Below are 626 nucleotides of genomic sequence, written 5' to 3'. Positions count from 1 at the left end.
GCCGGCTCGGGCCAGCGAGCTGACCACGCGCGCGCTGCGGCTGAGCAGCTACGGTCAGGATCTGGCCGCGGCCGCTGTGCTGTGGCGGATGGATGCTCTCGCCTGAGGCGGCGGAGAGACTGCCCGGACATGAAAAGACCGGGCCGCAAGAACGCCTCTCGGCGGAAGGCCGCTCAAAGCGGCAAAAATTGGAGCCCGGGGTTATGCGGCCCGGCCACTCAATTGTAACGCGATGAGGCGGTGGGTATTCCCGCCATCTAGGCTCGGATCATGACAGGGCGCTTTGCACTCATGATCGATCCCGTCGCCGCCGACGTGCAGCGCAGCGACTTCGCCGACACCTTCACGCAGGTCGACGCTGCGGCCCCCGCGCTCAGTGTCGGGGAGCTGAGCACACAGCGCGGTGACGGCGTGTTCGAGTCGATCGGCGTGGTCGACGGGCACGCCCAGGAGGTCGTGCCCCACCTGGAACGCCTCGCGCATTCGGCTCGACTGTGCGACCTTCCCGTGCCGAACCTCGCGCAGTGGCGCCAAGCCATCGACCACGCGGCCGTGCAGCTGGGTGCGGGCGAGTCGGTCATCAAGCTCATCCTCGGCCGTGGGGTGGAGCACGGCCCCACGCCGAC

The 626-nt window shown here is 68.7% G+C and carries 1 protein-coding gene; it reads left to right on the top strand.

Annotated features, from left to right (window positions below; genetic code table 11):
- Positions 1-270: 270 nt before the first annotated feature.
- On the top strand, positions 271-626 hold a 356-nt coding region (locus KZA10_RS17025; protein WP_374196620.1), incomplete at its 3' end, for an aminotransferase class IV.

The sequence above is a fragment of the Microbacterium sp. BF1 genome (assembly GCF_019279095.1).
Lineage (GTDB): Bacteria > Actinomycetota > Actinomycetes > Actinomycetales > Microbacteriaceae > Microbacterium > Microbacterium maritypicum.
Note: the sequence above shows the minus strand (reverse complement) of the source record. Positions and strands in the feature narration are given on the sequence as shown.